At 28.1% G+C, this 24,127-nt stretch carries 20 protein-coding genes and 2 tRNA genes; 8 read left to right on the top strand and 14 right to left on the bottom strand.

Annotation, left to right across the window (positions count from 1 at the left end):
* Position 1: 1 nt before the first annotated feature.
* Genes dnaJ through grpE form a run of 3 tightly spaced genes read right to left on the bottom strand, consistent with a single transcriptional unit; the run spans position 2 to position 3,590 of the window.
* Complete coding sequence (dnaJ, locus tag HNP63_RS01680) at positions 2–1,096, bottom strand: molecular chaperone DnaJ (RefSeq protein ID WP_004789554.1); 1,095 nt, start codon at positions 1,094–1,096, stop codon at positions 2–4.
* A complete protein-coding gene (gene dnaK, locus HNP63_RS01675; protein WP_004789842.1) occupies positions 1,096–3,003 on the bottom strand; it encodes a molecular chaperone DnaK in 1,908 nt (635 codons plus the stop codon). Before dnaK ends, dnaJ begins: the two co-directional genes overlap by 1 nt.
* A 23-nt stretch (positions 3,004–3,026) precedes the next feature.
* On the bottom strand, positions 3,027–3,590 hold the full coding sequence (gene grpE, locus HNP63_RS01670; protein WP_004789941.1) for a nucleotide exchange factor GrpE: 564 nt from the start codon (positions 3,588–3,590) through the stop codon (positions 3,027–3,029).
* A 377-nt stretch (positions 3,591–3,967) separates the two neighbouring features.
* On the opposite strand from grpE, the gene nadE reads away from it, so the two are divergent.
* Both nadE and HNP63_RS01660 read left to right on the top strand, forming a co-directional pair.
* Complete coding sequence (gene nadE, locus HNP63_RS01665; protein ID WP_011601066.1) at positions 3,968–5,506, top strand: NAD(+) synthase; 1,539 nt, start codon at positions 3,968–3,970, stop codon at positions 5,504–5,506.
* Positions 5,507–6,411: 905 nt separating this feature from the next.
* Positions 6,412–7,266 (top strand): inositol monophosphatase family protein, encoded by an 855-nt coding sequence (locus tag HNP63_RS01660; protein ID WP_004790065.1) that lies wholly within the window; start codon positions 6,412–6,414, stop codon positions 7,264–7,266.
* A gap of 26 nt (positions 7,267–7,292) precedes the next feature.
* Here the strand turns inward: HNP63_RS01660 and HNP63_RS01655 are convergent, their stop codons facing one another.
* Positions 7,293–7,715, bottom strand: a complete 423-nt coding sequence (locus tag HNP63_RS01655; protein WP_011601069.1) for a hypothetical protein — start codon at positions 7,713–7,715, stop codon at positions 7,293–7,295.
* Positions 7,716–7,819: 104 nt separating this feature from the next.
* Between HNP63_RS01655 and HNP63_RS01650 the strand changes: the two genes are divergently transcribed.
* Together HNP63_RS01650 and HNP63_RS01645 are read left to right on the top strand one after the other, a co-directional pair.
* Complete coding sequence (locus tag HNP63_RS01650; RefSeq protein WP_183227059.1) at positions 7,820–9,631, top strand: hypothetical protein; 1,812 nt, start codon at positions 7,820–7,822, stop codon at positions 9,629–9,631.
* Positions 9,624–10,400, top strand: a complete 777-nt coding sequence (locus HNP63_RS01645; protein WP_048830620.1) for a type III pantothenate kinase — start codon at positions 9,624–9,626, stop codon at positions 10,398–10,400. The genes HNP63_RS01650 and HNP63_RS01645 overlap by 8 nt, the downstream gene beginning before the upstream one ends.
* 34 nt (positions 10,401–10,434) lie before the next feature.
* Here HNP63_RS01645 and HNP63_RS01640 read toward each other — a convergent pair whose 3' ends face one another.
* The 4 genes from HNP63_RS01640 to HNP63_RS01625 form a co-directional block, all read right to left on the bottom strand.
* Positions 10,435–11,382, bottom strand: a complete 948-nt coding sequence (locus HNP63_RS01640) for an aldo/keto reductase (protein ID WP_004789484.1) — start codon at positions 11,380–11,382, stop codon at positions 10,435–10,437.
* Between the two features lie 85 nt (positions 11,383–11,467).
* Positions 11,468–12,277, bottom strand: a complete 810-nt coding sequence (locus HNP63_RS01635) for a TIGR02757 family protein (RefSeq protein WP_004789511.1) — start codon at positions 12,275–12,277, stop codon at positions 11,468–11,470.
* Positions 12,261–12,875, bottom strand: a complete 615-nt coding sequence (locus HNP63_RS01630; RefSeq protein WP_004789425.1) for a glucosaminidase domain-containing protein — start codon at positions 12,873–12,875, stop codon at positions 12,261–12,263. Before HNP63_RS01630 ends, HNP63_RS01635 begins: the two co-directional genes overlap by 17 nt.
* 2 nt (positions 12,876–12,877) lie before the next feature.
* Complete coding sequence (locus HNP63_RS01625; protein WP_183227058.1) at positions 12,878–14,182, bottom strand: hypothetical protein; 1,305 nt, start codon at positions 14,180–14,182, stop codon at positions 12,878–12,880.
* 195 nt (positions 14,183–14,377) lie between these two features.
* Between HNP63_RS01625 and HNP63_RS01620 the strand changes: the two genes are divergently transcribed.
* The 4 genes from HNP63_RS01620 to HNP63_RS01605 are packed head-to-tail and all read left to right on the top strand — an operon-like array spanning position 14,378 to position 19,495.
* Positions 14,378–15,139, top strand: coding sequence for an MBL fold metallo-hydrolase (locus tag HNP63_RS01620; protein ID WP_004789709.1), 762 nt, complete (start codon positions 14,378–14,380; stop codon positions 15,137–15,139).
* A 20-nt stretch (positions 15,140–15,159) separates the two neighbouring features.
* Positions 15,160–15,927 (top strand): exodeoxyribonuclease III, encoded by a 768-nt coding sequence (gene xth / locus HNP63_RS01615; protein ID WP_004789909.1) that lies wholly within the window; start codon positions 15,160–15,162, stop codon positions 15,925–15,927.
* Positions 15,928–15,942: 15 nt separating this feature from the next.
* On the top strand, positions 15,943–16,713 hold the full coding sequence (locus tag HNP63_RS01610) for a hypothetical protein (protein WP_004789538.1): 771 nt from the start codon (positions 15,943–15,945) through the stop codon (positions 16,711–16,713).
* A complete protein-coding gene (locus HNP63_RS01605; protein ID WP_183227056.1) occupies positions 16,694–19,495 on the top strand; it encodes a M16 family metallopeptidase in 2,802 nt (933 codons plus the stop codon). Before HNP63_RS01610 ends, HNP63_RS01605 begins: the two co-directional genes overlap by 20 nt.
* A 150-nt stretch (positions 19,496–19,645) precedes the next feature.
* Here the strand turns inward: HNP63_RS01605 and HNP63_RS01600 are convergent.
* The 6 genes from HNP63_RS01600 to fusA form a co-directional block, all read right to left on the bottom strand.
* Positions 19,646–19,718, bottom strand: a tRNA-Lys gene (locus tag HNP63_RS01600).
* 107 nt (positions 19,719–19,825) lie between these two features.
* Positions 19,826–19,898: transfer RNA gene (locus tag HNP63_RS01595), tRNA-Lys, on the bottom strand.
* A 50-nt stretch (positions 19,899–19,948) separates the two neighbouring features.
* Positions 19,949–20,593 carry a tetratricopeptide repeat protein gene (locus tag HNP63_RS01590; RefSeq protein ID WP_048830623.1) on the bottom strand — a complete coding sequence of 215 codons (645 nt, stop codon included), beginning with the start codon at positions 20,591–20,593 and terminating at the stop codon, positions 19,949–19,951.
* On the bottom strand, positions 20,590–20,946 hold the full coding sequence (locus HNP63_RS01585; RefSeq protein WP_044052228.1) for a bactofilin family protein: 357 nt from the start codon (positions 20,944–20,946) through the stop codon (positions 20,590–20,592). The genes HNP63_RS01590 and HNP63_RS01585 overlap by 4 nt, the downstream gene beginning before the upstream one ends.
* Positions 20,947–21,030: 84 nt before the next feature.
* The gene (locus HNP63_RS01580; protein WP_011601075.1) at positions 21,031–21,729 is read right to left on the bottom strand and encodes a Bax inhibitor-1/YccA family protein; all 699 of its coding nucleotides are present in this window, start codon (positions 21,727–21,729) and stop codon (positions 21,031–21,033) included.
* Between the two features lie 34 nt (positions 21,730–21,763).
* Positions 21,764–23,845, bottom strand: coding sequence for an elongation factor G (gene fusA / locus HNP63_RS01575; RefSeq protein WP_004789999.1), 2,082 nt, complete (start codon positions 23,843–23,845; stop codon positions 21,764–21,766).
* Between the last annotated feature and the right edge of the window lie 282 nt (positions 23,846–24,127).

The raw sequence follows: 24,127 nt of genomic DNA, 5'->3' as shown, positions 1-24,127 counted from the left end.
ATTATACTTTGAGTAAATCTATTTCATCGCCATCTCTTAATTCTTTGCTCAAGTTTTCAAAAAGTTTGATAGCATTAGAATTTAAATTTTTAGGTGTTTTTATTTTGGTGATTAATATTAAGTTTCCAAACTTTTCGGTTTGAAGAATTGGCATTCCTGCGTTTTTAATTAAAATTTGTTCTTCATTTTCTATTCCTTTTGGAATTTGTATTTTAATCTCTTTTGAAGCAATTGTTTTTATTCTTACTTCTTTTCCAAGGGCTGCTTGAGTAAAGCTTATTGGAAGCATTGCGTAGAGATCTTTACCATTTCTTTTAAATATTTTATGAGATCTTATTAATATTTTTACATAAAGATCACCATATTCTTGGTTGTCTGGATTAACATTTCCTTTGCCTTTCATTTTTATTTGTTGGTTATTATCAATGCCTGAAGGAATGTTTAATTGAATAGTTTCTTGTTTTGCAAGGCTTCCTTTTCCTTTACAAGATTTACAAGGGTTTGATATTATTTTACCTTCACCGTAACATTTAGAACATGTTGTTGTAACCCTGAAAAATCCTCCACCTTGTACTACTCTTCCGCTGCCGTTACACATGTTACATATTGAAGGACTTGTACCTTTTTCAGATTTTTTTCCAAAACAAGAATGGCAGAGTATTTGTCTTGTTATGTTTATATCGTTTTTGTAACCAAAGTATGCATTTTCAAGAGATATTTCTATGTTATATCCTACGTCTTCACCTTTTGCATGTTTTCTATTTTTTTCTTGTCCTTTGTTTCCAGTGAAAAATGAATCAAAAATATCACCAAAATCTTCAAAGATGTCTGAAAATCCACTAAATCCACCTGAAAATCCTTCAAATCCTCCCCCTTCGAAAGCGGAGTGCCCAAATCTGTCGTATTTGGCTTTTTTATTATCATCTATTAAAACTTCGTAAGCTTGAGTAGCTTCTTTAAAGATAGAAGCAGCCTCTTCATTCCCTTGATTTCTATCAGGGTGGTATTTAATTGCTATTTTTCTATAAGCTTTTTTTATTTCATCTTTTGAGGCTCCTTTTGAGAGCCCCAAAATTTCATAATAATCTTTTTTCACTATTTTTTATCCTCGTCAACAACTTCGTAATCAGCCTCTTTGCCTTCTTCGCTTGTATTGTTTTGAGTACCATTTTCTTGTTGGTTGCTTGCATTTTGCTGGGAAGAATCTTTATACATCATCTCAGCTATCTTGTAAGAAGCTTTTTGAAGTTCTTCTGTTTTAGATTTTATAAGTGAAATGTCTTCTTTTTCAAGACTTTCTTTTAATTCTTTTATTTTATTTTCAATAGTTTCTTTGTCTTCGATTGAAATTTTTTCAGAATATTCTTTTAATGATTTTTCTGTTTGATAAATTAAAGAATTAGCTGTATTTTTTGCCTCAATATTTTCTTTTAATTTTTTATCTTCTTCTGCATGAGCTTCTGCATCTTTTACCATGCGATCTATTTCTGATTCAGAAAGTCCTGATGATGATTCAATTCTAATTTTTTGTTCTTTGCCTGTTCCCATATCTTTTGCAGACACGTGAACTATTCCATTAGCGTCAATGTCAAAGCTAACTTCAATTTGAGGCACTCCTCTTGGTGCTGCTGGTATTCCATCAAGTATAAAATTACCAAGTATTCTATTTTGTGCTGCCATTTCACGTTCACCTTGAAGAACCTTAATATCAACAGAGGTTTGATTGTCAGCGGCTGTTGAGAATACTTGACTTTTTTTTGTAGGAATTGTAGTGTTTCTTTCAATAAGTTTGGTCATTACACCACCTAGCGTTTCTATTCCTAGTGAGAGTGGAGTAACGTCAAGGAGTACCATATCTTTAGTTTCTCCGGTTAAAATACCACCCTGAATAGCAGCTCCAATTGCTACAGCTTCATCTGGATTTACTCCTTTGTTAGGATCTTGTCCGAATATATCTTTTACAATTTTTTGAATAGCAGGAATTCTTGTTGATCCGCCTACAAGTATTACTTCATTAATGTCAGAAGCTTTAAGTCCAGCATCTTTAATAGCTTTAAGGCATGGTTCTTTTGTTTTTTGAACTAAATGGTCTACCATTTGTTCGAATTTTGCTCTTGTTAGAGTATATTGTAAGTGTTTTGGACCGTTTGCATCTGCTGTAATAAATGGAAGATTTATTGAAGCTTCTTGAGCGCCTGAAAGTTCTATTTTAGCTTTTTCAGCTGCCTCTTTTAGTCTTTGAAGAGCCATTTTATCGTTTGATAAATCAATAGCGCTTTCTTTTTTGAATTCCGAAATTAAATGCTTTATTATCTCATCATCAAAATTGTCACCTCCAAGATGTGTATCTCCATTGGTTGACTTTACTTCAAAAACACCATCTCCAAGTTCCAATATTGAAATGTCAAATGTTCCCCCACCAAGATCGTAAACAGCAACAATCTCTTCGTGTTTTTTTTCAATTCCATAAGCAAGAGCAGCAGCAGTTGGTTCGTTAACAATTCTTTTCACTTCAAGGCCTGCTATTTTACCAGCATCTTTTGTAGCTTGTCTTTGAGCATCGTTAAAGTAAGCAGGAACTGTAATGACAGCTTCTGTAACTTTTTCACCTAAGTAAGCTTCTGCTGTTTCTTTCATTTTTGTAAGAGTTGCTGCTGAGATCTCAGGCGGCGACATTTGCTTTTTTATATTAGAAATGTTTACTCGTGCATCGCCATTTAGTCCCTTTTCTATTTTATAAGGAACCATTTTTATTTCGCTTGCAACCTCTTCAAATCTTCTTCCCATAAATCTTTTAATAGAATAAATTGTGTTTTCGGGGTTTGTAACCATTTGGTTTTTTGCGACTTGCCCCACAAGCCTTTCGCCTTTATTTGTGTAGGCAACAATAGATGGAGTAGTTCTTCCTCCCTCTGAATTTTGTATTACGACTGGTTTTCCATGCTCCATTATAGCTACGCATGAATTTGTTGTGCCTAGGTCAATACCTATTATTTTGCCCATATTATAAACCTCCTCTTTTCTAATTAATTTTTACTTTGAGCAACTTTAACTTTTGCTGTTCTTAATATTCTGTCGTTGTAGCAATATCCTTTTTGGTATACTTCTACTATTTCTGGATTTTTAAGATCTTCTTTCTCTTCAATGCTTATTGCTTCATGACGGCTTGGATCAAAATTTTCGCCATTTTCTCCAAATTTTTTTAAATTATATTTTTTATCAAAGATTGATAGTATTTCATTTTCAATCATACTGATTCCTGTTAATAGGTTGTCAAAATCTTTAGATTTTTTTGAAGAGTTAATAGCCCTCTCTAGGTTATCAAGAAAATTAACAACATCTTTCATTATGGTTTCATTTGCAAATTTAACAAAATTATCTTTTTCTTTTTCTAATCTTTTTCTGAAGTTTTCAAATTCTGCTTGTTTTCTTAAATACAAATCTTTAAGATTGGAGATTTCATTTTCAAGTTCGGTAATTTTTTTATCAGAATTTACCAAATTCAAGTTTTCTTTTTTTTGAGATTTTGTATTTTTGTTATCTTGCTTGTTGGTTTTTTCAGTTTCGTTTTTAGTTTCTTTTTTTTCCATTTTTCCTCCTTTGATAAAGCATTTTATCTTTAAAAAAAATATTTTACAAATTTTTTTCTTTCTTGAAATTTACTAAAATTGATTCATTTTGAGCATTTGCAAGATATATATTTTTCTTAAGCTTTTAGTAATAGTGTTGTATTGATACAGATTTCTATTTAGCAAAATGTTGGTGTGTATTTTTTTGTCAAAATAAAAAAATTTTAATTTTTTTATTTATCAGAATGTTTTCAATATCATTTTTTGATTTTGTTTGTTTTAGTGTGTTGATAGATATCCTTAATTTTAAGGTGTTATTAAAATATGGGTGAGTATTGGTTGCAAAGCCATTAATTTTTTTTGTTGTAATTTAATGTATTATTGCTTATCATTTACCTATGAAAATAAGTATTGCTCAAACGAAATATAGAGGTTTAGATTTTGATAAATGTCTTGAAGATTTTAAAATTAATTATAATGAAGCCTTGTTAAGGGGTTCAGACGTTTTAGTTTTTCCTTCTATGTTTTTAGATCATACTAAGTATAGCGAGTTGTTTGGGCATTCTAAATATTCTCAAAATATATGTAAGTGCATTGAATTTATAAGAGAACAGGTTGATGATAGAACTTTAATTATTTTTGGGCACAGTGTTTATAAGGATGGCAAATTTGTAGATATTATTTCTGTCATCAGTGATCATAAAGTTATTCTAACTGTATCACAATGCAATTCACCCGGGTTTTTTACTTATAAGGAGAATGTATTTGCTGTATTAAATTTTGAGGATGCTTTGCTTTTTAAAGAATTAATTCCCAAATTTGGCGAGAATTTAAAAAAGGCTCAGTATTTAATAATACCATCCAAATCTTATTTCACTAAGGAAAAGAATAATCTTAGGTTAAAATTCTTTGAAAGAGTTGCTGTTGAGAATAATCTGGATATTGTTTATTCAAATTTTTATGGAGCTGAAGATTCTGCAGTTTATGATGGGTGTAGTTTTTTTATTAATAGCTTTGGTAAGCTAAAACAAGCTAAAGGATTTGAGTTTGATTTCATATCTAATGATTCATTTCAAGATTTAAAATTTGATACATGTAATGAGCTTTTTGAAAAAATTATTTTAGCAATATCTCTTGTTTTAAGAGAATATGTTTGTTTTTCGGGATTTTCTAAAGTGCATTTGGGGTTATCTGGGGGTATTGATTCTGCTCTTGTTGCGTGTCTTGCATGTTTTGCTTTGGGCGCTGAGAATGTTGTTGGAATTTCCATGCCCAGTAAATTTTCATCAGAAGGTTCTATTTCTGATGCTAAAGAGCTTTCTAGAAAATTAGGGTTTAAATTAATTGAAATGCCAATAAAAGATCTGTTTGAGGCAAGTAGTAGATCTTTTGAATCCCATTTTGATGTTAAAGGCGTTACTGGAGAAAATTTACAAGCTCGGTTAAGGGGGCTTTTATTAATGTCTTATAGTAATTCTCAAAATTCTTTACTTTTAAATACTGGCAATAAAAGCGAGATTGCGGTTGGTTATTGTACTCTTTATGGGGATACTTGTGGGGGGCTTGCTTTGATTGGAGATCTTTTTAAGACGGAGGTTTATGATCTTGTAAAGTACATTAATGCAAAGTTTGACCAATGTATTATTCCTATTAATATTATTTTAAAAGAGCCTTCAGCTGAGTTAAGGTTTGATCAAAAAGATAGTGATTATCTTCCAAAATATGAAGTTCTTGATATTATTTTAAATAGATATTTAATTGACAATGAATCTGTAGATTCAATTTATCTTTATTTTGAAAAAAGTATAGTTGATAAAGTTTTAAATCTTTATTTTAAAAATGAATACAAAAGAAGACAAGGAGCTCCTATAGTTAAAGTTTCTAAAAAAACTTTTGGTTTTGAACTTTCAATTCCTATTTTAAATAATATGGTTTGAAATTATGGGTAAGGCTTAGTTTTTTAAATTCTCTTTTTTAAAAAATTTTATTGATAATATTTTTTACGGATTTTTACGGAGAAAATTAGAGATTTAATGTTATTTAATATGTTTAAGGATAAAAACATTACAATTTTAAAAAGTAATAGAATTTCAATCTCACAATGTTGTTTATAGTGAAAAATTATAGGGTATTTAATTTTTAAAAATGAAATTAATTTAGTTTTTAATCTATTAAAGTGTTGTTCAAGTTTTTTAAAAGGAATATTCTTTTAGAAAAGATATTCATTATTGTTGTATTTAAAATAGACGACAATAATATTGTTAAAGCATTTGTTGAAGAGAAAATTGATTATTGTTTAAAGAGTCTGTATTTTTTAAGATTGGATGCTAAAATTAAAAATTTTATTAAAAAGAAGTGAATTAAAGATTGATAACAACAAAAGTATTTAAAATCTATTTAATAGAATATCTGGTCATGGTATGGAGCCACTTTTTTGTTGCTTAATGTATCAATATTATTAATTTTTATGTTATGACGGTTGGTACAACATAAGTTCTTTTGAAGTATTAAATTATGTTAATAATTATTTATTGAATTTAGAAGTGATATGTGTATTACATTATGGTATGAGGGTTTGAATATGAAAATTAGAAATATGAAATTTAATCTAAGCTTCACTTTAGCTATTGTTTTAATTCTAATAGGATTTTGAAACTTAAATCAAAGGACATTGCTCTTGAAATTGGGAACTATATGTATCTGTGGAGGAAAAAGAATTTGTGTTTGATAAATTTTCTCATTTTTTACTATTTAATGGAGTCTATGAGATTGAGAATAAAAAAATGTGAGTATGGATATTTATTATTTTTATACTATGCTTAGTTAAAGAATCGAGATAAAAATGGATTGGGATTTCGAAAAAATTATATTTTTGTTAAATGAGTCAACTAGGCTTGCATTAAGTGGTTGTTCTAAATTAAGTGTAGATTTTAAATCTGATGGATCTATTGTAACTCAGGTTGATAAGCAGATTGAGCAATTCTTATTCAAAGAAATTAAAAAGTCTGGTAATTTTGTTATTGGGGAAGAGACAATATCTACTTATACAGAAGAGTATATTAAAAATGCGTTAATCTCAGAGAATACTTTTATTATTGATCCGATTGATGGAACTTCTTCTTTTGCAGCAGGCCTTCCTTCATATGGAATATCACTAGCGTGTGCTAGTGGTGGTAAAATTAGTGAAGGTGCTATTTCTCTTCCTTTAAGCGGTGAGTTTTTTATTACTTCTAACGATAGTGTATTTTATGCTAAAAAAAACATTGGTAGCTATCCTTTAAGAAAGGATTTTAATAAGTTTATTTTTGCCAATTCTGAACCCTATAATATCCAAAGTTTGCTTGCAGTTTCAAAGTCTATTATAAGGTCATTTAATCTTAATGTTTCTTCTCATATTCATAGTAATGGCTCTTGTGTTTATTCTTTTGCCAAACTTTTTACAGGTTCTTATAAGGCTTATTTTTCTTTTGTTGGACTTTGGGATATTGCAGCGTGTTTAGCTATTGGGAGTAAATTAGGCATGGTTGGTGAATTTTATTGTGGCAATAAAATGACATTAGATATCTTAGATTCAATGTACATTTTAGAGCCTAATAATCATAAAAGATGGTCCTTGAAAGATTTTTTTATTTATTCTGATAATAAATCAACAATAGACACTGTAAGAAAAGTAGCAAATAAAAAAATTAATAAGTAAGGGATTTTAAAAGAATTTGAAAATTATTATTTATGTTTTGCAGTTTTATTGTTATTAGATTCAATGTTGAGCGTTTTGATTAGCTTGTTTAAGGTCCAGCTTGAAAATTTTATGTAAAGTATTTTAATTGGATTTTTTGTATTTTTTTTTAGCACTTTTAACGATTCTATGTTCATTAAAGTTATTATTTCTTTTAGTGTTTTTGGCAAATTGTTGAAAATTTTGGAACCAACCTTATGCCCTTCTAGAATAAAATTTTGAAGAGTTATTTGATCTTTTTTTTGCAGGCGTCTCATATATAACTTTAAAATACGCTCTTGAGATTTCATAATTTCTGAATTAATTTGTTCTTGTTTTTTAGTAATTTTTTTCTTGTTTTCAATAACAGGTTTTTTAGGTAGAGACTTATAAGGATTTGTTCCTGGAATATAATTTTTAGGAATTTTCATATATTTTACTCCTATTCAACTAGCCAACCTATACATTTTATTATTTTTTTTGTTTTTATGCAATCAATATTGATATTTTGATTTTTTATGATTAGAATCATCATATGAAAGGGTTTTTAAGGGCAGGAGCTTTTAATTTATTGCTTGGTGCTTTAACATTATTTGTCGTTATTTTTTTACAATTTAGGAATTTAAACTTAAATATTTTTTTTTTAAAAGATGTAAAATTAGAAGTAAATAATAAGGTTGAAAATAGTGAATATATTTTAAATGATATTGTTGTTAATGTTAGGGGACTTAGGATACTTTTGTCCAAACTTAATCCGCTTGTTGTTTTAGAAACAGAATTAAATCTTTTACCCATCTCTTATAAAGTGCAAGACGCAGGTATTTATGTTTATTTTGAGAATAATATTTTTCTAGGATTTTTGTTTGATTCAGAAAATAATTTTAGCATTGAATCAAATCTTTCTAAGAGTTTTTTGTTAAGCTATGAAGTTGAAGAGCACTATGAAGTTTTATTAGATAAGCCTAATATTTCAATAAGACAAGGAGAAAATTTAGAATATAAAGTTTTTTTAGGAGAAAATGTAAAAATAAGAGAAAAAGATATTTTAATTTCTCCTCAAGCAACATTTAGAATTGGTAATGCTATTTATATCGATTCACCAAAGAAAAGTATTCCAAATTCCATTATAGAGGGCAATCAAAGTAATATCTTAGATTATTCTATTATGCATTCAAAAATTAAAGAGGTGGATAATAAAATTTTTAATGATACTTTAAATAATTTTAGACAAAGTGCTTATGATTCTTGGAACAATCCTGTTAATTTTAATGTTTCCAAGGGAGGATGGCTTAAATATGGTACTTATAACTTTGATGAAAATCTAATGGTTTGCTTTTTAGCAGAATCTTTGATTAGAGGAAATCACGAATCAATATTTTTAAAATTAGATTCTTTATTAGCTAAAAATGAACATAAACTTACTTATTTAAGTTTAAATTATTATTCTAATTCAGATCAAATCGACAAATTTTTTTCTTATTTATCAAGAAATAAAACTTTTATTGATTCTCTTGAGAAAGACAAACTTATGGTTTATTTAAAAGAGGATTCTCGTCTTTTGGAAAAAATTTTTTTATCAGAAAACGGTTCTAAATTAAACGATGCTTTAAATCTTCTCAAAGATCCTAAAAAAATATTAAGTTCTAAATTTGATTTTAGCCAAACCTATAACATTCTCTCTAATTATCTTACTTTTCTTAAGATTAGCAATGATGATTTTATTTATTCAACTTTTAAAAAGGAGCTTTATAAATTTATATTCACTTTATTTGATGTTACAGACGAAGGAAAAGTATATATTTTAAATAATAATAATTCATCTGATGTTGTTGAGTATGCATTAAAGATTGCTGGGGTTCTTAAAAGAATAGCATCTTATTTGAAAGATAATTTAATATTAAAGCTTTCATTTAATGTGATTTATTATTCTTTAATGAGTGATTATGCCAAAGGAATTCCTTATGAAAGCTATTATTCTGATATTATTGATAATCAATACATGCCTCAATTTATCTTTATTGTTAAGAATGGATCTAACAGATGGATATATTCTGCGTCTAAGGCTTTGAATCGTGAAGTTACTGATACCAAAGTTATAGTTGATTTTGATCAGGAAATTAATTGTTCAAGCTATATATTTTTTGGGAATATTTTAAACCCAACTTTAGTTAGATTTAGAGAAATTGATTGGTTTACAGATTATAAGTTTTACACATATTCTGATGGTTGGAGGTATTATCCTTTGAGTAAAATTTTGGTTATTAAAGCAACGCCTAAGAAAAAAAAGACCCTTAATCTTTTATTAAGATTTGACAAAATTGCGCAAAAAATAAATATTTATGAATAAGCCTTTATTATCAGAATTGATAATTGATATTGGAAATACTAGCATTGCTTTTGCCTCATTTAAATACAATAAAATTAACCTATTTGTTAAAATGAAAACAAACCTTATGTTAAGGCATGATGAGGTTTTTAGTTTTTTTAAAGAAAATTTTGATTTTAATGTAAATCAAGTTTTTATAAGTAGTGTTGTTCCTATTCTTAATGGAATATTTGAAAATGTCATTTTTTCTTTTTTTAAGATAAAACCCTTGTTTATTAGTTTTGATTTAAATTATGATTTAACATTTAATCCTTACAAAAGTGGTAAATTTTTGTTAGGTTCAGACGTTTTTGCTAATCTTGTTGCTGCCATTGAAAATTATTCATTTGAAAATGTTTTGGTAGTAGATCTTGGGACAGCTTGTACTATTTTTGCTGTTAGTAGGCAGGATGGAATACTAGGCGGTCTTATTAATTCTGGTCCTTTGATAAATTTTAATTCTTTATTAGACAATGCTTATCTTTTGAAGAAATTTTCCATTAGCACTCCAAGTAATCTTTTAGAGAGGACTACATCTGGGAGTGTAAATAGCGGTTTGTTTTATCAATATAAGTATTTAATAGAAGGTGTTTATCGTGACATTAAAAAGATGTATAAAAAAGAGTTTAATTTGATAATTGCCGGGGGTAATGCGAACCTACTTTTGCCATTAATTGAAATAGAATTTATTTTTAATATTCATTTAACTGTAGAAGGTATTAGAATTTTAGGAAATTCTATTGTTTTTTAAGCTTGTTAATTGAAATATTTATTTTTATAAAGTTTTAAATTTTTTTGTTAAATAAATTTGGGAAATTTTTTGTATGGTTATTAAATTTATCTAAAATTAATGTAATTTCTTTATATACTTCGTCATTGATTTCTGCTTTAAATGAATTCAAGTTTGATTCTACATAGCTTTCCTTGCTGAATCCTACTATAAATCCACTTAATTTTGTTTTTTTAAGCCATGAATATGTTAATTCTAAAATTGTTAAGTTATTTCTCTTAGCTATCTCTTCAAGTTTATTTATGGTTTTTAAAGTATAAGGCCAAATTTCTTTTTTAAAAAGTATCAATTTTTCTGTTATATTATCATTAAATTTGCTTTTGTCTTTTATATTAGGTTTAGATAAGAGTCCTTGAGCAATTGTTGAATATGATATGGTGGCAATATTGTTGTCTTCACAGTAAGGAATTACATCTTTTTCTTTATTTCTAAATAAGAGATTGTATCCTATTTGATTTACGTCAATTTTGCAAACTTTTTTTATGCTTTCCATGTGTGATATTTCAAAATTACTTACACCCACATATTTTATTTTTTCTTTTGATCTCATTTCTTCAAGAAATGATGCGATTGGTCTTAGGTCAAAATCGTTTTTAGGCCAGTGTATATAGTAAATATCTATATAGTCAGTTTTTAAATTTTCAAGACTTTCATTAAAATTCTTTTTATATTCTGAAATTTCTATTGGGTAGCATTTACTTGCAATTAAAATATTTTCTCTTATTGTTGGATCCTTTGATATCATTTCACCGATTATTTTTTCTGAAATTCCATTTCCATAAGCTTTTGCAGTATCAATATTTCTAATCCCGTGACTATATGCTTTTTTTAATATTTTTTTGGCGGTTTCTTTTTCAACCTGTTTAAAATATCCTCCTCCAAATTGCCAAGACCCCAAAATTAGTTTGCTATAAGTATTTATTTTTTCTTTAAGATTATTCATAGGTTCTCCTTTTTATTTTATGATAAATTAGTGTTTTTTTAATGATTTAAGTAGTTCTTATTTTAAAGGTTTTGTAATTAAAATTTTATAGTTTATCAATATTTTTTAGTAATTTTTCTTTATTAAAATCTCTATTTATTCCAAATCTGGTTAAAGAGAAATCGTATTTTACAGGATCTTCTTGATTTTCTTTTGAAAAATAGCTTGTAATTTTTATTGCTTTTTCAAGATTTACGTTTTTTATTTCTTTAATTTTAAATAATTTTGAGGCAATGTTTGTCATATGAGTATCCATTGGAACTATAAGTGTATTAGGATTGAATTTATTCCAAATACCCAAATCGACATCATCTTTGCGTATCATCCATCTTAAAAATAAAAAAAGTCTTTTACAAGAACTTCCCTTTGAAGGCTTTGGAAGCAGCATTCCAAATTCTCTTCCATTTATTTTTTCCATATGCTTTATTAATTCATCTACACTAAGTATAAAATTTTGGTTTTTATAATAAATACTATAAAGAAGATTTTCAAGTGTGTGATGTTGTTCTTTTATTATCTTGAGAGTGTATAGTAGTCTTACAATGTCTTCTTCTTTAAAAAATCTATAAACAAATCCTTTAAACATTTCTTTTAAGTCTTTTTCATTTGCTAGCTTAAGGCTTTTAGAAGGTGATTTACCAAGTGGTTTAAGTATTCTCTCTATTGCTTCTAAAATTTTTTCTACCCTTCCAAGTGACAATGAAGAACTAATTAGGCCTACAAGTTCAATGTCTTCTTTTTTTTCATACCTGTATAGAAATTCTAAAGGATCAGGATGTATAAACTTTTTTTTATTGTATTTTGAATATATTTCTTCTAAAAAATCATATAGTGAGCTTTTAGCTTTTATTTGCATTATTATATTCTAATAGTTCCAATAATATTTTTTTAAGTTTTTTATCGTAAAATTTGTCTTTTGCCCATTTTCCAGTCAAATCATATATTGTTGGAGCAGATCCTCTTTTAACAAGGTAAAATCTAGGATCAACCATATTTGAGTTGATATTTTGTTTTGATGCATAAGCTTTTAAATGTTGAATATGAGCTTTGATTCCTTCTTTAATATTGGAAAAAGAATTTCCTTTTGTAAGATTATTAGTAGCGCCTATTCCTGAAAAATTGTGTTGTTCTTTTGAGACTATTCCATTAAATTTTAGAGCTCCTGTTTCTAGTAGCATTTGAGCATAGGCAATGTCGTAGTTAATCCCTTCAATTAAAGATTCGTCTATGTAGGTTTTAGCAATAGTATTTACATAGCTTTTGTCAAGGGTTGGGTTTATTTCTAGAGTATATTTTACAAGGTCTTCCAGTTGAGTTTTTCCTCTACTTATTAAAAAGGGGATATATTTTTCTTTTTGTATTTCAGTACTTATTTCGATTACCTCTTCATTACTATGAGCTTTATTTGTTAGAAAGATGCTGATCATTGCAAATAGCAAGAATTTTTTTATCATTATTATTTTTCCTCTTCAATAAATTTATTAATTTCAGTAACTATAGAATTGAATCTTGATAGCATTAATTTTTTGTTTTTTAAAAAATTAAAACTTTTTAAATAGTTTCTGCTAAAAATAAGATCAGAAATTTCTGCAACATTATTAATGTCTATTAGCTTTATAGAATTTATATTGCTAACTTTTGTATGGAGTTCCTTTTCATTTTCTCTTAGAATTAGTTGCAAGTTTTTTAAATTTTTTATTATTTGTGGTTTGCCCCCTATATTGATATACTTTGTTATATTTTTGTTTTTTGCAAGGATAAAATTAGCAATATTTGCTTGATTTCCCAGTGTAATTAACGTTAATTTATTTAGGTCCATTTTTGAATTTAAAAATTTCAAACTTTGGCTTGATTTTGCTAGTTCAATAATGCTTTGAATATCATTTTCCGTGGATGCAATATCAGCTTTTTCATTAAGAATATTGGCAGGTTCAATTAAATAGCTAATGCTTTTGTTGATTACATAGCTGAATATACTTTTATGGCTATTTTTAATAAAATCGTAGCTTTTCATGTGTTTATATTTTGGTGAATATAAATAAACAATTTTTCCCTTATAAACAAGCTTGTTGATTAGGGATTTGAACATTGAATCGTGAGAATAATAAGGAAGTATAAGTAAAATAGAATCATATATTTTTTGGTTATTGCTAATAAAGGCTTGTTTATATATACTATTCTGTTTTGGTAAATAATTCATTTCGTTTATGAAAAAAGGATTAAATTCATATAAAAGAAATGGATTTTGTTTTTTTAGGCCCAATGTTGAACTTACAGGATACCAAATCGATAAGTTTAAATCATTTTTGTGATCTTTCATTCTTATGAATCCAATTTGATAGCTATTGTTTTCATCTTTGGGATAATTTACAAAAAGTGCTAAATATGAAAAAATAGTTGCAATAATAACGGTTAAAATAGCAGGCATTACAAGTATTGTTTTTAGCAAAATTGAAAGAAATATTCCTTTTGATTGTTTTATATTCTTGTTTTTACTACTACTTCTTCTTCTTCTCCTTCTATTTACTATTGTTTTTATGTTTTTAAAGAAGATGATTATCATAAAGATTAAGAATATACTGCCAATATATAACATTAATGGGTTGATTTCTGTGAAGTATAAAGTTATTACAAAAAATGCACCTGGGAATATTATGAAGTAGTCTTCATAAGTAAATTCTTTTTTAAAATTAAATAAATTTACTATTAAAAATATGCTAAAGCTAGTTAAGAAAATCAGTTCATAAATTTGCGTATCCATAAAAATAATTTTTCCTTAAATAATTATAATCATAAAAGCGGTTTTTCCAAAATAGTTTACAGATTGATTATTAAATAGTGTTAATTGAATTTTAGATTTAAGGAAGGGATTTTCGATTAAGACGAGTTTATTTTTGTTTAATATAAAATGTTGTGTTAAAATAGATTATGTTTACAGGCGAAAGGTAGTAACAATATGGTTGGAACCTTTTTAGGAACTGGTGCTTCAAGTGGTGTTCCTATGTTGAATTGTAGTTGTAGAGTCTGTACTTCAAGTTTTAGCAAAAATAAAAGATTGAGAAGTTCTTTTTTTCTTAAGGTATCTTCTAACATCAAATTGTTGATTGATACAGGTCCTGATATTAGGCAACAGCTCTTAAGAGAGAATATAGATAAGCTTGATTTAGTGCTTTATACACATGAACATTATGATCATATTATGGGTTTTGATGATATTAAATTTTATACACGAAGCGCCCCTTTAAACATTTATGCTAGAGATACTGCTATGGCCCACATAATGAATGCTTTTTCGCATAATTTTTCATCCAAACCTTCTGTAAGTGGAAAGGCAGACATTATTCCTAATGTGATTAGAGATTTTGAGCCCATTTTTTTTAAAGGTCTAAAGATAGTGCCAATTCCTTTGATTCATGGAGAGATAGTTAGTTTAGGCTATAGGATAGGCAATTTAGCGTATCTTACTGATGTTAAATTTATTCCTGAAGTGTCCTATGATTATTTAAAAAATTTAGATCTACTTATAATAGATGCTATGAGAATTAAGCCCCATCCTGCTCATCTAAATTTTTCAGAGGCTATTTGTGAGGTTAAAAAAATCAATCCCAAAATTTCTTACTTTACGCATATTGCACACGATATAATGCATGAAGAATTTGATTATTTAGAAAAAGACAATATTTATTTAGCTTATGATGGGTTAAAGATTTTTATTTAATTTAAATTTAAAGGGGATTTATGAAATTAATTTCATGGAATGTAAATGGAATTAGAGCTGTTTTAAAGAAAGGTTTTCTTGAGTTTGTAAGAGAATATACCCCAGATATTTTATGTGTTCAAGAAACCAAAGCTTTAAAAGAACAGTTGCCAAGGGATTTAATTCTTGAAAATTATTATTCTTATTTTTCAAAGTCAAAGATTAAAGGTTATAGTGGTGTTTGTATTTATTCTAAAGTTAAGCCTATTGCTGTAAATTTACTTGGAAAAGAAATTTTTGACAATGAAGGTAGAGGGCTTATAGCACACTATGAAGATTTTGTATTGATTAACGGTTATTTTCCTAATTCTCAAGCTTTAAGAAGAAGACTTGTTTATAAGCTTGATTTTTTATCTTATGTTGAGAATCTTATCGATTCTTTTGTAAATGACGGAAAAAATATAATAATTTGTGGTGATTTTAATATTGCTCATACCGAGATTGATCTTATAAGTCCTGATTCTAATAGAGACTCTCCCGGATATTATATTGAAGAAACGACTTGGTTAGATAGTTTTTTAAACAAAGGATATGTGGATACATTTAGGATATTTAATAAGGAGCCTGGTTATTATACTTGGTGGAGCTATAGAACAAGGGCTAGAGAGAAAAATATAGGTTGGAGAATTGATTATTTTATTGTTAATGAATTTTTTAAGAGAAATGTTAAAAAATCTTTAATTTTAGACAAAGTAATGGGAAGTGATCATTGTCCTGTGTTTTTAGAGTTGACTGATGCAGTTATATAAAGGGAGGAGGCTAGATTGAAAAAAAACATTGCAATTTTTTATTTAATATTTATAGTTACTTTTAGTTTTGGCATTGATTTAAATGATTTTAATTTTTATCGTAGTCTTGAAAAAGAAGAGTTGATGTTTTTTATTAATTTGCTAAAGAGAGAGCAACTTACTTTGGCAAATAATTGTGCTTTAGAGTATATTGAATTAGCTTATAAGGCGTTAAAAGAAAAAAATATAAATTTATTATTAAAAAACAACAAAGAATTGCCAGCGGATAGCGATGAGCATTTAAGACAATCTAAGGTCTATAACAATGCAAGGCTTATTTTTAACGCTACAAAGGATTTAAATACTTTAGTTCATATCAGTAAGGATGGATTTTTAAAGACTTTAGATGGAAGAAATGTGGGCGTTAAGGATAATAAATTTATTATTTTAGATTCTTTTTTAAATAACGATTTTTATGATGATGTTTCAAGCGAATATACTACTATTGAAATTTATAATAAAAGCATTTTAATGCCCAATTTAAATAAATTTCTTCTAGATAAGCGCTCGAATCCTTTTGTTTATCTTGAAGATTTTAATAAAAACGTTTATTTAAATGATATTCCAAAATTAAGCAAAGAAGAGTTATTGTTTCTATTTTATGAACTGTTTCCAGTTTCTAAGCTAAAGAGTTTAAAAGATTGGAATGATTTTGGATTTTCATCTATTTTAAAAGTATTAAATAAAATTTATTCTGAAAAAATAAATTCAAGAAGAGGGATTGTAAATGAATTATCAAAGAATTAGAAATTATTTTAGATTTACAAGTGTTTTTCTATTTTTTTTGTTTTCCTGTGTTTCTAATGAGTTGAAGTTAGATAAAAGTTTGGTAAAGGGGAAACTTGTTAATGGACTGAGTTATTATATTTATAAAAATCAAACCCCAAAGAATGCTGTTAATATGGGGATTGTCTTTAATGTAGGGTCTCTTAATGAAGAGGATAATGAGAGGGGCATAGCTCACTATCTTGAACATATGGCTTTTAATGGTACAAAAGATTATCCAGGGAATTCTATTGTTGATGTTCTTAAAAAATTTGGAATGCAATTTGGTGCTGATATTAATGCTGCTACTAGTTTCGATTTCACTTATTATAGACTTGATTTGTCAGATGGTAATAATAAAGATGAAATTGATGAATCGTTGAATATTTTGAGAAACTGGGCTTCTCAAATTAGTTTCATGAAAGAAGAGATAGATCTGGAGCGCAATATTATTATTGAAGAAAAAAAGCTTGGTGAAACTTATCCTAGCAGGATTTATGAAAAAATGTATAAGTTTTTGACAAGTGGAAGTATTTATGAATCTAGAAATCCTATTGGTCTTGAAGAACAGATTTTATCTTTTCAGCCAGAAGATTTTAAAAGATTTTATAGAAAGTGGTATAGGCCAGAACTTGCAAGTGTTATTGTGGTAGGAGATATTGATCCTAGAGAAATTGAAGAGAAAATAAAGAAACAATTTATTTCTTGGGAAAATCCAACTGATAAAATTAAAGAGGTAAAAGTAAGTTTAGATTTAGAGTTTAAAGATAAGTTTTTACTTTTAGAAGATTTAGAAGTAGGGGAGCCTAGTTTAATGTTCTTTAAAAAGGAAATTGTTAACTTTGTCAAGACCAAGGATGACGTTTTAGATGCTATTAAAAGGTCTTTATTAGCTGCTCTTTTTGAAAATAGATTTTCTGAATTAAAGACTGCTGGGGTAAAGTATTTTAAAAATGTTTCAAATGAAGATTTTTTTTCATTTAAATCGGACAATAATACTATTGTTGCAAGATCGATTTCATTAAACTTTAATCCAGATTATTTGAACGAAGGAATAGAAGACTTTTTTTATGAGCTTGAGAGAATAAGAAAATTTGGATTTACTCAAGGTGAGTTTGAAAAAGTCAGATCTCAATTTTTTAAATCTTTAGAACTAAAGAAAAATAATATAAATAAAACAAATTCATGGGTTATTTTTCAAGATTTAATAGAAATTGCTATTAATGGTTCTAACAAATTTGATATGAGTGAGTATTGTGATCTTTCTGTTCAATTTTTGAAAAAAATTGATTTGAAGACAATAAACAATCTTGTAGAAAGAGAGTTTGATGTGAAAAATTGTGCAATTTTTTATTCTTATTATGGTAGAGTACATCCTACTTTGGCTTTTGAAGATATTAATAATTTTCAAAAGATAGCTTTAAAAAGAGAGTTTAAGCCTTATGAGAATTCTTCAATTGGAGGTGATTTTTTTAAGAAGTCTTTAGATGATAAAGATATTATTAGAGAAAATGAATTTGAAAATGGAATTTCATCATTTGTTCTTGAAAATGGGGTTGAAGTTTATTTTAAATATAATGATCAAAAAAAAGGCGTAATTGATTTTAGAGCAACTTCTTGGGGTGGTTTAATTAATGAAGATTCAAAACTTATTCCTGTTTTAGCTTTTGCGCCTAGAGTAGTATCTGGCTCAGGATACGGCGATTATTCTGCATTACAGATTGAAAAATATTTATCAGACAAAGCGGTTTCTTTAAGTGTTGGTGTTGGAGCTCAAGAATCATATATTACTGGAAGTTCAGATAAAAAAGATCTTCAAACTCTTTTTGAGCTTATATATTTTACTTTTAAGGAACCCAAAATCGATGATGTTTTTTTGCAAAATGCTATTAATAATATAAAAGCATTAATCAAGAGCAATGAAAATAGTTCTAAATATCATTTTAAAAAAGCTATTAGTAGATTTTTAAACAATAATGATCCTAGATTTGAAGATATAAAAGATAGTGATTTGCAATATTTTACAAAAGAAAATATTTTATCTTTTTACAAGAAAAGGTTTACTTATGCAAATAATTTTAAGTTTGTTTTTGTTGGAGACTCGGATATTCAGACAATAAAAGCTTATTCAAAGAAATATTTAGGTAATCTTAGCTTTAAAAAAATAAGCGAGTATAAAGATTTAGATTACTCTTACAGTAAAAATTTTAATAAAATCGTTGTAAGGAAAGGAAAAGATCCAACTAGTTTTGCTTATGTGGTTTATCCTTTTAAATTTAATTATTTAGCAGAGACCTCATTAAATTTAAATGCTTTGGCAGATCTTATAACGGATGGTCTTATAAAAAATATTAGAGAAAAATTGTCTAGTGTTTATGCAATTCAAGCTTCTTTTGATTCCAATTCAAGGAAAAATTTAGATTCCGATGGTATTTTTTCTATTTTTTTTACAACTGAGCCTAAGGAGTTGGATAATGTTTTAAATTCTATTAATCGCTATATGATTGAAAGGCAAAAAATAGATTTTAATGATAAAGATTTTTCTTATGTTAAGAAAAATTATATTAAAAATACAAAGATAAATTCAGAAAAGAATAGTTATTGGATTTCAAATATATCGAAATCATTATCCTGGCATGGAGTATTTAAAAATAATTTCGGCGTTAAGTTTGTAGAGACAAATTTAAGCAAAGATTTGATAAATGAATTTTTTAAGAGAATTAATCTTGAAGAAAGAGCAGAGATATTATTAATACCCGAATAGCTTAGTTTATTTGAAGCACCCTTCTTACTTTTGACAAAGTAAGAAGGGTAAATATTATTTTTCCTTGACAAGACATCCTCTAGGGGAATCGAACCCCTCTTGCCAGGATGAAAACCTGGAGTCCTGACCGATAGACGAAGAGGACAAAAGTGAGCTCAGTAGGACTCGAACCTACGACAAACGCCTTAAAAGGGCGCTGCTCTACCACCTGAGCTATGAGCCCAAAAGTCATTTTATGACCATCGAAAGTAATGATATATTTAATTTCCAATAATGTCAAGTTAAATTGGTATAAAATTAATAATTCATACCAAAGGGTATTTAACAATTTGAGCTGCACAGGACTTGAACCTGTAACCAACGGATTAAGAGTCCGATGCTCTACCACTTGAGCTAGCAGCCCGGTTTATATTAATTTACTAACAATAAGAATAAGTTTTTATAAATTGAATGTCAAGGTTTACCGGTGCTTTTTTTTAATTCTTCTAGTAAATTTTTTGCTTCTAGATTATTAGGAGAAATTGCAAGAAGTTTAATTAGTGTTTCTTCTGCTAATATTTTATTTTTTGCATTTATTCTTGATTTTGCTAATTTTATTAATAGATTTTGGTTGTTAGGAGCAAATCGTAATGCATTTTCGTATGCAAAATCCGCTTCATTATATCTTTTTAGCTCATAGAAAGAATCTGCAATCAAATTATAAACTTTTATTATTCTTGCTCCTTTAGAATCAAGGCTAATATATTCTTGAAAGTATTTTAATGCATTTTCATAATTTTTTTGGAAAAAATAAGCTTCTCCTAGCGCTTGAATAATTCTTATGTCATATTTTTTAATATCAAGACCAATAATCGCCTCTTTTTCGGCTCTTTTGTATTCTCCTATAGCTATTAAGCTCCATATCAATATTGTCCTAGCATCTAAGTTGCCAGGATTTAACCGAATCTCTTCTAGTGTGTTTGAAATAGCTTCTTTAAATTTTCCTTCTCTATAGAGAAGGAGGGAGTCTTCTTTTTCTTTAAGCTGGGATTGTCCGAATAATAAGCTTGAATTGGATAGCAGAATTAAAGTTATTTGCAATAGAAAAGAAAATTTCATTCTTCCAAATCCTCCATTTCGCAATTCCCTTTAAATATTGCTCCAGAATCAATAAAAAGTTCTTTGGTTTTAATGTTTCCTATTAATTTGCCGGTTTTGTAGATTTTAATTGTTTTTAAAGCCTCAATATTCCCTTTTATTTTGCCATGATTTAGTAAATGTTGGCATTTTATTTCAGCTTCAACACTGGCTTTTTCCCGTAGATAGATTGAGTTTGATGAGTTTATTAAGCCCTTGAGTTTTCCTTCTATTATTATTGGTTGATTACTTTCAATATATCCTTCAAATTCAAAATTTTTTTTTATTACATTTTGAGTATTACTTTCTTCAAATTCTAAGCTATCTATGCTCATTGGAACCTCTAAAAACGAATGCTTTTAAGTTAAAGCATTCATTTTTGATTGAATTTTTTATAAAAATGATTTTTTATAATTGTTTTAGTCGTTTCTTCTTTGGCCTAAAAATCTTAGAAGATATAAGAATAAATTTATAAAATCTAAATAAAGCTTAAGTGATGCTACAACTGCCATTCTATTTTTTATCTCAGTATCGTCTTGTAGCATTTTGTCCATTTTAGAAATATTTTGAACGTCATAAGCTGTTAGTCCTGTGAATATGACTACACCTAAGATAGATATAAGGAAATTAAGGCCTGAGCTTCTGAAAAACATATTAACAAGAGATGCAATAATGATTCCCCATAAGCCCATTATTAGATAGCTTCCCATTTTTGTTAGATCTGTTGTTGTAGTATATCCATAAACAGACATTCCAAGAAATGTTCCAGCAGTAATTCCAAATGTGAATACTATTGATCCTTGTGTATAAATCATAAATATAGAAGATAATGTTACTCCTGTTAGTGCTGAGTAGAGTAAGAAAAGAGCTGTTGCGGTATTGCTTGATATTTTATTAAGAGCACCACCTATTGCATATACAAGTCCGAATTGTATAAGTATTAAAGTCATGAATGACATTGAATTTGAAAATATTATTGCTTTGATTGTTTGATTTTCTGAGGTTGCATATGCAAACATTGCTGAGATTAAAAGTCCAATTGACATAAGTCCAAAAACTTTGGCTAAAAACTTATTTTTTATTAATATTTCTTGTTTTTCTTGTGTTAAATCGATCATAATAAAGCCTCCTTATTATTTATTACTAAGATTATTAAGATTTGTTTTGATCGTTAAATTTTTTGCGAAGTTCATCAAATATAGCGCTTGGAACTTTTCCATATTTTAAGAATTCCATTGAGAATTCTGCTTTTCCTTGGGTAGAGGATCTAAGGACTGTTGAAAATCCAAACATTTCGCTTAAAGGCACCTCAGCTTCAACTTTTGAAAAGCTTCCATCTTCTAGCGATCCTGTTATTATTCCTCTTCTTTGGTTTAAAAGTCCAAACATATTCCCTTGGAATTCAGTAGGTCCTTCAAGGGTAACTTTCATTATTGGTTCAAGGATTGTAGGTTTTGCTTTTTCGTAAGCCTCTCTAAAAGCTCCGATTGCTGCTAATTGGAATGCAATGTCAGACGAGTCAACAATGTGATATTGGCCATCATTGATGGTGATTTTTATATCAACTATCGGGAAACCAATTAATGTTCCTTTTTCCATTGCTTTTTGGAATCCTTTGTCACATGATGGAATGTATTCTGTTGGGATTACTCCTCCTTTTATCAGATTAACAAATTCGTATGTTTCTCCTTCTTTATTAAGAGGTTCCATAAATCCAGCAACTCGTCCAAACTGACCAGCTCCCCCAGATTGCTTTTTGTGAGTATAGTTGAATTCAGCTTTTCCTGTAATCGTTTCCCTATAGGCTACTTGTGGCATTCCGGTTTCAACTTCTGCTTTGAACTCTCTTTTCATTCTTTCAATGTAAACCTCTAAGTGTAGTTCTCCCATGCCTTGAATTATTGTTTCGTTTGATTCAATGTCAACATAAGTTTTAAATGTTGGATCTTCTTTTGTAAATCTTCCAAGAGCTTTAGCCATATTGTCAGCAGATTTTTTGTCTTTCGGCTTTACAGAAAGAGAAATTACTGGGTCTGGAATAAACATTGATGTCATTGAATAGTTGATAGATGGATCACAAAATGTATCCCCTGATGCACATTCTATTCCAAATAAAGCAACAATGTCGCCACTTCCTCCAAATTCAATATCTTCTGTATTATTAGCGTGCATTCTAATAAGTCTTCCAACTTTGAATTTTTTAGAAGTTCTTGAATTGATAAGTTCTTGTCCTTTTTTTAAAGTTCCTTGATAGATTCTAACATAGGTTAATTGGCCATATTGTCCGTCTTCAAGTTTAAATGCAAGAGCAACAGTTGGGAGGTTATTGTCAATTTTAAGATCGATTTCTTTTTCATTATTATTGAGGTCAAGAGCAGTGTTTTTTATATCATGAGGTGATGGTAAAAATCTGGTTACAGCATCTAAGAGTAATTGTACTCCTTTGTTTTTATAAGCAGATCCCATGAATACAGGGCATAATTTTAAAGCCAATGTTCCTGTTCTAATTGCATTGTATATTATTTCAATAGGGACTTCTTTTCCTTCCATGTGTAATTCCATGAGTTCATCATTAAAATCGGCAAGAGCATCAAGCATCATTTCTCTTTTATTTTTTGCTTCTTCTAAGAGTTCTGAGGGTATTTCTTTTTCTATTATTTCTGTTCCATCTTTTCCCTCAAAATAGTAGGCTTTCATTAATACAAGGTCTATAACCCCAATATGTTTATCTTCTAATCCAATTGGGATTTGCATTAAAACGGAGTTTAAGTCAAGTTTTGATCTTAGTTGATCTTTTACATTATAGGGATTTGCTCCAGTTTTATCACATTTGTTTACAAAGGCAAGGCGCGGCACGCTGTATCTTTTAAGTTGTCTATCAACAGTTATTGATTGGGATTGAACTCCCGCAACAGAATCAAGAACTAATATTGCCCCGTCAAGCACTCTAAGAGACCTTTCAACTTCAATTGTAAAATCTACGTGACCAGGTGTATCAATAATATTTATTGGAAAATCTTTCCATTCAACGTGAGTTGCGGCTGACGCTATTGTGATTCCTCTTTCTCTTTCAAGTTCCATTGAGTCCATTGTTGCGCCAACCCCATCCTTGCCTTTTACTTCGTGAATCGCATGAATTTTATTGCAATAAAAAAGAATACGTTCTGTAAGAGTAGTTTTTCCTGAGTCGATGTGAGCGCTAATACCTATGTTTCGTAATTTATTGTAGTCCATTAGACATTGTTCCTCCTGATGATATGTGAGTAAAAGATTAACTATCTTAGTAATTTTACAAAATTTTTTTTTAAAAATCTATCTTATAGCATTTTATGTTATTAAATATTTTGAAGTTTAAACTATTTAATATGATGTTTGCAGTTTGCTTGATTAAAGTTGTATTAATGTATATCCTTATATTAGGGAATATATCATTTAGTAGATTTTGATTTTATTGATTAAAACTTTTTATTTAGTGAATTAACTCTTACTTTATTATTATACTCCTAAGATAATTAA

The organism is Borreliella afzelii, assembly GCF_014202295.1.
GTDB lineage: Bacteria > Spirochaetota > Spirochaetia > Borreliales > Borreliaceae > Borreliella > Borreliella afzelii.
This window is presented reverse-complemented; position numbering and strand designations above follow the sequence as displayed.

What these genes read in the sequence shown, in the direction of transcription:
- HNP63_RS01620 (WP_004789709.1), top strand. Translation starts at nt 14,378, where the DNA reads ATGGTTGGAACCTTTTTAGGAACTGGTGCTTCAAGTGGTGTTCCTATG.
- HNP63_RS01655 (WP_011601069.1), bottom strand. Translation starts at nt 7,715, where the DNA reads ATGAAAATTCCTAAAAATTATATTCCAGGAACAAATCCTTATAAGTCT.
- grpE (WP_004789941.1), bottom strand. Translation starts at nt 3,590, where the DNA reads ATGGAAAAAAAAGAAACTAAAAACGAAACTGAAAAAACCAACAAGCAA.
- HNP63_RS01630 (WP_004789425.1), bottom strand. Translation starts at nt 12,875, where the DNA reads ATGATAAAAAAATTCTTGCTATTTGCAATGATCAGCATCTTTCTAACA.
- HNP63_RS01580 (WP_011601075.1), bottom strand. Translation starts at nt 21,729, where the DNA reads ATGATCGATTTAACACAAGAAAAACAAGAAATATTAATAAAAAATAAG.
- HNP63_RS01640 (WP_004789484.1), bottom strand. Translation starts at nt 11,382, where the DNA reads ATGAATAATCTTAAAGAAAAAATAAATACTTATAGCAAACTAATTTTG.
- HNP63_RS01590 (WP_048830623.1), bottom strand. Translation starts at nt 20,593, where the DNA reads ATGAAATTTTCTTTTCTATTGCAAATAACTTTAATTCTGCTATCCAAT.
- HNP63_RS01650 (WP_183227059.1), top strand. Translation starts at nt 7,820, where the DNA reads ATGAAAGGGTTTTTAAGGGCAGGAGCTTTTAATTTATTGCTTGGTGCT.
- HNP63_RS01625 (WP_183227058.1), bottom strand. Translation starts at nt 14,182, where the DNA reads ATGGATACGCAAATTTATGAACTGATTTTCTTAACTAGCTTTAGCATA.
- fusA (WP_004789999.1), bottom strand. Translation starts at nt 23,845, where the DNA reads ATGGACTACAATAAATTACGAAACATAGGTATTAGCGCTCACATCGAC.
- HNP63_RS01585 (WP_044052228.1), bottom strand. Translation starts at nt 20,946, where the DNA reads ATGAGCATAGATAGCTTAGAATTTGAAGAAAGTAATACTCAAAATGTA.
- HNP63_RS01660 (WP_004790065.1), top strand. Translation starts at nt 6,412, where the DNA reads ATGGATTGGGATTTCGAAAAAATTATATTTTTGTTAAATGAGTCAACT.
- nadE (WP_011601066.1), top strand. Translation starts at nt 3,968, where the DNA reads ATGAAAATAAGTATTGCTCAAACGAAATATAGAGGTTTAGATTTTGAT.
- xth (WP_004789909.1), top strand. Translation starts at nt 15,160, where the DNA reads ATGAAATTAATTTCATGGAATGTAAATGGAATTAGAGCTGTTTTAAAG.
- HNP63_RS01605 (WP_183227056.1), top strand. Translation starts at nt 16,694, where the DNA reads ATGAATTATCAAAGAATTAGAAATTATTTTAGATTTACAAGTGTTTTT.
- HNP63_RS01645 (WP_048830620.1), top strand. Translation starts at nt 9,624, where the DNA reads ATGAATAAGCCTTTATTATCAGAATTGATAATTGATATTGGAAATACT.
- HNP63_RS01635 (WP_004789511.1), bottom strand. Translation starts at nt 12,277, where the DNA reads ATGCAAATAAAAGCTAAAAGCTCACTATATGATTTTTTAGAAGAAATA.
- dnaK (WP_004789842.1), bottom strand. Translation starts at nt 3,003, where the DNA reads ATGGGCAAAATAATAGGTATTGACCTAGGCACAACAAATTCATGCGTA.